7 protein-coding genes and 1 pseudogene are annotated in these 5619 nt (G+C 61.0%); 4 read left to right on the forward strand and 4 right to left on the reverse strand.

Features of this window, described 5'->3' with window-relative positions; translation table 11 throughout:
- A partial coding sequence (locus tag AHiyo1_RS26070) for a M20/M25/M40 family metallo-hydrolase (protein WP_340639283.1) occupies positions 1-165 on the forward strand: 165 nt, incomplete at its 5' end.
- A gap of 102 nt (positions 166-267) precedes the next feature.
- On the opposite strand, the gene AHiyo1_RS02250 is transcribed toward AHiyo1_RS26070, so the two are convergent.
- The 4 genes from AHiyo1_RS02250 to AHiyo1_RS02265 form a co-directional block, all read right to left on the reverse strand.
- On the reverse strand, positions 268-1122 hold the full coding sequence (locus tag AHiyo1_RS02250; protein ID WP_059387483.1) for an amino acid ABC transporter permease: 855 nt from the start codon (positions 1120-1122) through the stop codon (positions 268-270).
- Complete coding sequence (locus AHiyo1_RS02255) at positions 1119-1766, reverse strand: amino acid ABC transporter permease (RefSeq protein WP_059387484.1); 648 nt, start codon at positions 1764-1766, stop codon at positions 1119-1121. Before AHiyo1_RS02255 ends, AHiyo1_RS02250 begins: the two co-directional genes overlap by 4 nt.
- A gap of 62 nt (positions 1767-1828) precedes the next feature.
- Entirely contained in the window at positions 1829-2728 is a 900-nt protein-coding gene (locus AHiyo1_RS02260) for a glutamate ABC transporter substrate-binding protein (RefSeq protein ID WP_059387485.1), read from the reverse strand.
- Between the two features lie 50 nt (positions 2729-2778).
- Positions 2779-3534, reverse strand: a complete 756-nt coding sequence (locus AHiyo1_RS02265) for an amino acid ABC transporter ATP-binding protein (RefSeq protein WP_059387486.1) — start codon at positions 3532-3534, stop codon at positions 2779-2781.
- Positions 3535-3768: 234 nt separating this feature from the next.
- Here AHiyo1_RS02265 and AHiyo1_RS02270 point away from each other — a divergent pair, with 234 nt between their 5' ends.
- The 3 genes and pseudogenes from AHiyo1_RS02270 to AHiyo1_RS02280 form a co-directional block, all read left to right on the forward strand.
- A complete protein-coding gene (locus AHiyo1_RS02270; protein ID WP_059387487.1) occupies positions 3769-4569 on the forward strand; it encodes an LOG family protein in 801 nt (266 codons plus the stop codon).
- A gap of 37 nt (positions 4570-4606) precedes the next feature.
- On the forward strand, positions 4607-4942 hold the full coding sequence (locus AHiyo1_RS02275; RefSeq protein ID WP_059387488.1) for a DivIVA domain-containing protein: 336 nt from the start codon (positions 4607-4609) through the stop codon (positions 4940-4942).
- Positions 4939-5619, forward strand: a pseudogene (locus tag AHiyo1_RS02280) (hypothetical protein); the annotation flags it as partial. The gene AHiyo1_RS02275 and the pseudogene AHiyo1_RS02280, both read left to right, overlap by 4 nt.

The raw sequence follows: 5619 nt of genomic DNA on the forward strand, positions 1-5619 counted from the left end.
CCCAAGTACGGTTGGACCGACGTCGCGCGCTTCAGCGAGCTCGGCGTTCCCGCGGTCAACTTCGGACCGGGCGATCCGCTTCTTGCGCACAAAGACAACGAACACGTCGACGCCGACGCCATCCGTGAGTGCCTCCGGGCGTTGCGGTCGTGGCTGGCTGACTAGGTGGAGTGACCCTATTTTTGCTTGAGAATGCGGGTGTGGCCCGTGGGCTTGGTTCCGGAACCAAGCCCACGGGCCACACCCACGTTTGCGACGTTCTTGCGACTAGCCCTCGATTGCCACAATCTCCGACTTGGCCACCTTCACCACTTTGACGTTGCGGCGCATCCGGCCTTCAAGCCACTTGGCGATTCCGGCCAGGATCAGGCACATCCCGACGTACAGGACACCGGCAATGATCGCGGAAGGAATGATGGGCGAACCGTACTGGGCCTGGCTTCCGAAGTACTTGGCCTGGAAGAGGATCTCGTTGTAGGTGACGATGAAGCCCAATGCGGTGTCCTTGAGGATGACCACGAGTTGGGAAATGATCACCGGGAGCATCGAGCGGACCGCCTGCGGCAGCAGGATGTTTGTCATGACCGCGCTCTTCGGCAAGCCGATGGCGTAGCCGGCCTCGCTCTGGCCACGGGGGAGCGATTCGATGCCGGCCCGGAAGACTTCCGCGAGCACCGATCCGTTGTAGAGCACCAGGCCCGCAACGACTGCCGTGAAAGGCGTGATCCCCTGGACGCCGAGGGGAGGGAGCCCGTAGTAGAAGATCATCATGAGGATCAGCAACGGAATGGCACGGAAGAGCTCCGTGAACCCATAGCAAGGCAAGCTGATCCACTTGCGGTCGGAGAGCCTCCCGAAGGCCAGGAAGACACCCAGCACCAAGCTGAGCACGGCTGCCGTGGCAAACGCTGAAAGCGTGGCGCCCACTGATTGGATGATGGTCTGCTGGACCAGCGGGAAGGTGAACAAATGCCACTTCTTCTCGTCGAACTGGCCGCTTTGGGCGAAACGAAGGACGATGAATCCGACGATGGCGAGAATGACCAGGGCGGTCACGACGCCGAGAATCCGGTAGCGTGCGCGGGCCTTCGGGCCCGGAGCGTCAAAAAGGACCGAGCTCATCGGGCCACCTTCCATTTCTTTTCAAGCTTCCGCTGGACGAAGGAAAGGATGAAAACGAGCAGAACGAAGATCAGTGCGACCCAGAGCAGCCCGGCCATGGCAGGCTCGCCGCGCTCGGAAAGATTCGATCTGATGGCTCCCGCTTCGGCGACCGAGAAGCCGGCTGCCACCGTTGTGTTCTTGAGCAATGCGATGAACACGCTGAACATGGGCGGGATGACGGCACGGAATGCCTGGGGGAGGATCACCAGGGTCAGGGTTTGGGTGAACGGAAGGCCGATGGCACGGGCAGCCTCGGCCTGGCCGACAGGCACGGTGTTGATGCCGGAGCGCACGGCTTCCGCCACATAAGTAGCGGTGTACAGGCTGAGGCCGACGGTTGCTGCGGTCATGAAATCAATTTCCACGAGACCGAGCTTCGGATAGCCCAAGGCAAAAAAGAACAGGACCAACGTCAATGGGGTGTTGCGCACAACGTTGATGTACAAAGTGGCTGCGGCGCGCATCGCAGGGATGGGGGATACCCTCAAGGTCGCCACGATGGTGCCCAGGATCAGGGCGAAGATCCCGGCAACGACGAAAAGTACAAGGGTGTTCCGGAACCCTGTGATGAACAGGTCCGAATTATTCAGCAGCGTATTCACAGAATGGTCGCTTTCAGCCGATATTCGAGGGGGCGGCCAACGGCCGCCCCCTCAACATGGGTTTAGTAGTTGTCCACTGCGGGTTGGGTGACCTTGGTGCCGGACTGGCCCAGTGTGGAGTCGTAGATCTTCTGCCACACAGAGCCGCCGTCAGTGAACATCTTGTTCACGAACTTGCGGAAGGCGGTATCGCCCTTCTTCAAGCCAACACCGTACTTCTCAGTGGTGAACGGCTGGCCTACCACCTTGAGGTTGTCGGTGTCCTGGGAGGCGTAACCGATCAGGATTGCCTGGTCGGTAGTCACAGCATCGACCTGGCCGCTCTTGAGCGCCTCGACACACTGTGAGTACGTGTCGAACTCAGTGGTTTTGGTGCCTGGGAAGTTTGCCTTGATGTTCTGGATGGGGGTTGAACCCGTGGCCGAACAGACGTTCTTCCCGCTCAGGTCCTTCTCGCTGTTGATGGTCGTGTTGCTCTTCTTGACCAGCAGGCCTTGACCCGTCACGAAGTAGGGTCCGGCGAAGTCGACCAACTGCTTGCGCTTGTCCGTGATGGAGTAGGTCCCGACGTAGTAGTCAATGTCGCCGTTGGTAATGGCGGACTCGCGGTTGGCCGAAGGAATGGGCTTGTACTCGATCTTGTCCTTGGAGAAACCGAGGGATGCGGCGATCCACTGGGCAACCTGGATGTCAAAACCGCTGTACTCGCCGGTCGCGGCATCCTTGAAGCCCAGGCCAGGCTGATCCTGCTTGACGCCGATCGTGATCTTTCCGTTCGACTTGATCTTGTCGAACGTGGGGCTGCCCGTGATGGACACGTTCTGGGCCACCGTGAACGGTGCGGACTCGCTGCTTGGCGCGGTGGTGGAACCGCCGCCGCCACCGCATGCGCTCAGCGAAAGGGCGAGCGCCGCGCTTGCAGCGACCAGGAGGGATTTCCTCCGGGTGATAAAAGACTTCATGATATTCCTTTCATTGTGCGGCCACCCCCGCGGCCTGGGTGCGGTGAGTGTCAGTGAGTCAGGAGTTTGGAGAGGAAATCCTTGGCACGGTTGCTTTGGGGGTTGGTGAAGAATTCCTCCGGCTTGGCGTCTTCAACAATCTGGCCGTCGGCCATGAAGACAACGCGGTCGGCGGCTTTGCGCGCAAAGCCCATCTCGTGGGTGACCACGATCATGGTCATGCCTTCCTTGGCCAACTGGACCATGACATCCAGGACCTCGTTGATCATTTCCGGATCAAGTGCCGAGGTCGGCTCGTCGAAAAGCATGACCTTCGGCTTCATCGCGAGAGCCCGGGCAATTGCCACACGCTGCTGTTGGCCACCGGAGAGCTGTGCAGGCATCTTGGGTGCCTGTTGCCCGACGCCGACCCGCTCCAACAACGCCATGGCGTCCTTGTCCGCGGTTGCTTTGTCCTGTTTCTTCACCTTGATCGGTCCCAGCGTGACGTTTTCGAGAATCGTCTTGTGGGCGAACAGGTTGAACGATTGGAAGACCATGCCGACATCGGCCCTGAGAAGGGCAAGTTCCTTGCCTTCCTCAGGCAGCTTCTTGCCATCGATCGAAATCTCGCCCGTATCGATGGTCTCCAAGCGGTTGATGGCCCGGCACAGCGTGGACTTGCCCGAGCCCGAAGGCCCGATGACAACCACAACCTCACCCTTTTTCACTTGGAGGTTGATGTCCTTCAGGACATGTAGTTGACCAAAGTGCTTATTGACGCCATTCAGGGAGACGAGGGCATCGCTGGCGGCTTGAATAGTCATGTGACGAATCTAGCGAAGAAATGATTCAAGTTGAGCCAGCTCACACTAACTTACGTGGATCGTGATTCAACAGATACCTGCTTTGCAGCTATCTGACAGCAAATGATGGGTAGGAAACCCAATACCGCAAACAACAGGCCACGCCGGAACGGCTGCAGCCGCCATCCGCGCTAGCCTAGGTCAATGAGTACCAGCCAGCCCCAAGTTCCTAGTCCAGACGCCAATGGCAAGGCGATGAGCAACGGATCGGCAGCGTCAGCTCCGGCCGTAGCCGCAGAGCCGCCAGCCAAGCACAAAGGACCCTTGGAGCTTCGGCGCAAACAGGCCGCTATGCCGATGTCGGACCAGCGACTCCTGGACACCAGGGGAGCCGACCACTTCATTCACACCGACCCGTGGCGGGTCCTGCGGATCCAGAGTGAATTCGTTGAAGGATTCGGTGCGCTCGCCGAGCTCGGCCCCGCCGTCAGTGTCTTTGGTTCCGCCCGCACCAAGCCGGGCACCGGCTATTACGATATGGGCGTGCAGGTGGGCCGCCACCTCGCGGAAGCCGGCGTCGCCGTCATCACCGGTGGTGGCCCGGGATCCATGGAAGCCGCCAACAGGGGCGCCGTTGAAGGCAACGGCGTTTCCGTGGGACTGGGAATCGAGCTGCCGTTCGAACAAGGCCTCAACCGCTGGGTGGACCTTGGCATCAACTTCAGGTACTTCTTTGCCCGCAAGACCATGTTCGTCAAGTACGCGCAAGGGTTCATTGTCCTGCCGGGCGGCCTGGGAACCCTGGACGAACTGTTCGAAGCCATGGTCCTGGTGCAGACCCGCAAGGTGACATCGTTCCCCATCGTCCTTCTGGGGGTCGACTTCTGGAGCCCGATGATCGAATGGATCAAGGGGACCCTGGTGGCCGAAGGCATGGTCTCCGCGAAGGACCTGGACCTCATCCAGCTTGTGGACGATCCTGCGGACGCCGTTCACCGCGTCCTGCACGGAATCCCGCGGCCACCCTCGACCAACGGGGACCAGCGCCCGGAGTAGCCTTGCCGTCACTGCACTCTCAGCTGAGTCTGGCACGATGGTTGCTGTGAGCTTTTTTCTGGTCTTTCTCGCGATTGTCATTATCGGTGCCGTGTTGTTCCTCGGCGCCGGAATGGCGAGATCCTCCCGCGACTCCGGCGCCGGTTTGGATGAACCCGTCCCGAACCTGCCGCCGGTCCTGTTGCCGGCAGGAGCCAAGGCATCCGACGTCGACCGCGTGCGCTTCGCCCTTGGGCTGCGGGGCTACCGGATGGACCAGGTGGATGAGGTCCTCGATGAGCTCCGGGATCAGCTGACCTCGCAGGAGAGGGAAATCGAACGGCTGAAACTGGCCCTGGAGGCAGCCGGGAACCAGGAAGACCCAAAAGAGTGACCCCGTCACTCGAATCGCGGTCCCCGACGGGATTCCTGGTCCGAAGATTGCGCCGCGCCGGAGCCCACGCCGCGGGCTGGCCGTGGTGGGTCCAGGTCTCCCTCGTCTACATCGCCTCGAGGCTTGTCAGCGCTTGCATCTTCATGGCCGCAGCGTTGCAGCAAGGCGTCAATCCGTGGTTTCCGCCGGCACCTGACTACTGGAACTTCATCACCATCTGGGATGGGCGCTGGTACGCCGAAGCGGCGAACAACGGGTACCCCTCTGTTTTGCCGGTCAATGCGAACGGCGGCGTCGCGGAAAATTCCTGGGCGTTCTATCCACTCTTTCCGTACCTTGCCAAGGCGCTCGGTGCACTCACCGGACTGGCGACGCTGCCCGCCCTGACGGTCGTCGCGATGGTGGCCGGGCTTGGGGCGGCCCTGGTGGCCTACAAACTGTTCCGGGAATTCGCCGGGCGGACCACGGCGCTGTGGGCACTGACCTTCTTCTCGATGTTCCCCGTCTCGGCCATCCTGCAGGTCCCCTACGCGGAATCCCTCAATACCCTGCTCCTGGCGGGTTCGCTCCTGCTGCTGGTGCGTCGCAAGTACCTCGCGGCGATGCCCGTGGTCCTGCTCATGTGCCTGTCGCGGCCCACTGGAGTGCCCTTCGCGGCCATGGTGGGCCTACTCCTG

The sequence above is a fragment of the Arthrobacter sp. Hiyo1 genome (assembly GCF_001263615.2).
In the GTDB taxonomy this organism is placed as follows: Bacteria; Actinomycetota; Actinomycetes; order Actinomycetales; family Micrococcaceae; genus Arthrobacter.

Bases quoted from the DNA above. Each gene is read 5' to 3' on its own strand.
- AHiyo1_RS02250 (WP_059387483.1), bottom strand. From the start codon at position 1,122: ATGAGCTCGGTCCTTTTTGACGCTCCGGGCCCGAAGGCCCGCGCACGC.
- AHiyo1_RS02260 (WP_059387485.1), bottom strand. From the start codon at position 2,728: ATGAAGTCTTTTATCACCCGGAGGAAATCCCTCCTGGTCGCTGCAAGC.
- AHiyo1_RS02265 (WP_059387486.1), bottom strand. From the start codon at position 3,534: ATGACTATTCAAGCCGCCAGCGATGCCCTCGTCTCCCTGAATGGCGTC.
- AHiyo1_RS02270 (WP_059387487.1), top strand. From the start codon at position 3,769: ATGAGCAACGGATCGGCAGCGTCAGCTCCGGCCGTAGCCGCAGAGCCG.
- AHiyo1_RS02275 (WP_059387488.1), top strand. From the start codon at position 4,607: ATGGTTGCTGTGAGCTTTTTTCTGGTCTTTCTCGCGATTGTCATTATC.